Genomic DNA, 2,200 nt, shown 5'->3' with positions numbered 1-2,200 from the left:
GCCTATTATTTATCTTGATCATAAACTGCTGATCGCGATAGTCCTGCAATAGTTGTAACAAGCTAAAATCTGCCGGTAGATCATTGATGAAATTACTGGGATCGCTGGATAATAATTTGCCATTTTTATCTGATACTAAGGTTTTTAAATCATAATCCAGCCAAGAAGAATGTAGATGATTGGCATCAATTAGCGCTTGCGACTTTGATACTGTGAATGGTTCTATGTGATCTTCCAAACTAACCATACGTTTGCGCAGGTTAAAAGCTGCATGAGTAAGGATTTCTGAGTCCAATTGCTCAAAGTGTCCACTCACAGAGCGCTGAACCCATGCGTAGATAATAACCTGAGAGATAATAACGAACAATGTCAGTAAAAAAATAGTTCGCCATAACAGTGACCAACGCCGATTCTTAGATTTATGTCTCATTTGATGTCAGACTGTCTTTATTAATACTATCGTCGCCCATGCCACTATCCACGTCGACAGCCAGTGGCTCTAACTTGTAGCCCATTCCGCGTACCGTATGAATCAGCTTTATATCAAATCCATCATCAATTTTTATCCGCAAGCGCCTTATAGCCACGTCAATGACATTCGTATCACTCTCAAAGTTTATATCCCATACTTGCGAGGCGATCACAGTGCGCGGCAGTACCTCACCTTGACGTTCTAAGAAAAGTTGTAATAAAGCAAACTCTTTAGCAGTCAATTTTATATTAGTGTTGCCTCTATGAACGGTGCGTTTGGCAATATCCATTTTCAGATCAGCTATGTGTATGACCGAGCTTTTATAATCAGATTGATTGGCACGGCGCAATAGGCTTTTTATTCTAACAATCAGTTCAGCAAAAGCAAAAGGCTTGGTCAGATAATCATCGCCACCAATTTCAATACCTTTGATCCGATCGCTTAAATCATCTTTAGCCGTTAAAAATAAAACTGGCGTATGCTTTCCAGCAGCTCGGTAGCGCTGTACCAACTCAAAGCCACTGACGTCAGGTAGCATGACATCCATCAAAACCACACTAAAATCTTCAGTCATTAACGCATGATAGCCATCTAAACCTGTCATGTGATGATCCACGATGAAACCGGCCTCAGTTAAGCCTTTCTTAATATATTCTCCAAGGTTTTTCTCATCTTCTACTAACAGTACTTTCATCGTTGCTTACCTTTATATCATTATAGTTGTCAACAGCGTATCACTAACATTGTTAGCTTATCAGCCATATATTTATCAGGAACCCTTGTTATAACAGTGTTCTTTGGATAGAGACAGATGCTGGTATTTGGTTTTAATGACAAGAAGATGACAATATTATGCTGTTCCTAACGAACATGTAATATCCGTGTCATCTAGCTGTCAGCCACCATTTAGTATTCTAAATCAACGCCGCATATTGGCTTGTCTCTGATACAGACTGCCTCTACGAGTAAAGCAATTATCCTACTTAAACAGTTTGTTATTTATCTTTAAAGGGTCTTATATGAAAAATTATAGTTCATTAAAAAAAGCAGCTTTGCTTTCAGTATCGATGTTAGTGGGCATGTCAGCGGCCAATGCGCATACCACAAACTTAGATGCTTCTGTTCTCGGTAATTGTGATGCGCTCACTAGTTTTGCAAGAAACGCAGATCATAATGATGCACAAATGTCCAAAGAGCAAAAGAAAAGTTATGTCGACGCCAGAGTGGCTTGTCAGGTTCAACATCAAGATCAACATTTGCAATCTGAAAAGTATTTTGTAAAAAAATATGGTAGCGATCGTGATAGAAATGCTGAAGCCATATTAAATGAATATATCGCGCATTAAAATCTAAAGCGGTGAGAATGACAGAATTGTAATCTTAACGTCATCTACCAGTCAGAATGATTAATGTATCATTTAGGCTGGTTTAACAGCTATTGAACTCAATAACCTTTAATCCAAACAATAGGAATTAATCATGTCACAATTTAAATTACTGTCTAAATCAATCGCAATGACGGCCATCGCTCTTGTCGTATCGACCTCAGCTATGGCGCATGACCCTAAAATGCATGCTGAAAAAGATCAAATGAACTGTGAAAAAATGCAAAAGCATATGCAAATGATGCAAAAAATGGATCATAGCAAGATGGACATGAGCGATCCTGCTATGAAAGCAATGATGGCTAACATGGGTAAAATGAAGCAAATGTACCAAAAACACTGC

3 protein-coding genes and 1 pseudogene are annotated in these 2,200 nt (G+C 38.5%); 2 read left to right on the top strand and 2 right to left on the bottom strand.

The features are described 5' to 3' along the window. Positions 1-430 (bottom strand): annotated as a pseudogene (locus tag CXF58_RS01040) (two-component sensor histidine kinase); the annotation flags it as partial. Further along, on the bottom strand, positions 420-1,166 hold the full coding sequence (locus tag CXF58_RS01035; RefSeq protein ID WP_045448100.1) for a heavy metal response regulator transcription factor: 747 nt from the start codon (positions 1,164-1,166) through the stop codon (positions 420-422). The gene CXF58_RS01035 and the pseudogene CXF58_RS01040, both read right to left, overlap by 11 nt. 325 nt (positions 1,167-1,491) lie before the next feature. Here CXF58_RS01035 and CXF58_RS01030 point away from each other — a divergent pair, with 325 nt between their 5' ends. Next, positions 1,492-1,818, top strand: coding sequence for a hypothetical protein (locus CXF58_RS01030; protein WP_011959984.1), 327 nt, complete (start codon positions 1,492-1,494; stop codon positions 1,816-1,818). Between the two features lie 133 nt (positions 1,819-1,951). Continuing rightward, positions 1,952-2,200, top strand: a 249-nt coding sequence (locus CXF58_RS01025; RefSeq protein ID WP_102076304.1) for a hypothetical protein, incomplete at its 3' end; no start/stop codon positions are given.

This window comes from Psychrobacter sp. Sarcosine-02u-2 (assembly GCF_002836335.1).
In the GTDB taxonomy this organism is placed as follows: Bacteria; Pseudomonadota; Gammaproteobacteria; order Pseudomonadales; family Moraxellaceae; genus Psychrobacter; species Psychrobacter faecalis.
This window is presented reverse-complemented; position numbering and strand designations above follow the sequence as displayed.

Bases quoted from the DNA above. Each gene is read 5' to 3' on its own strand.
- CXF58_RS01030 (WP_011959984.1), top strand. From the start codon at position 1,492: ATGAAAAATTATAGTTCATTAAAAAAAGCAGCTTTGCTTTCAGTATCG.
- CXF58_RS01035 (WP_045448100.1), bottom strand. From the start codon at position 1,166: ATGAAAGTACTGTTAGTAGAAGATGAGAAAAACCTTGGAGAATATATT.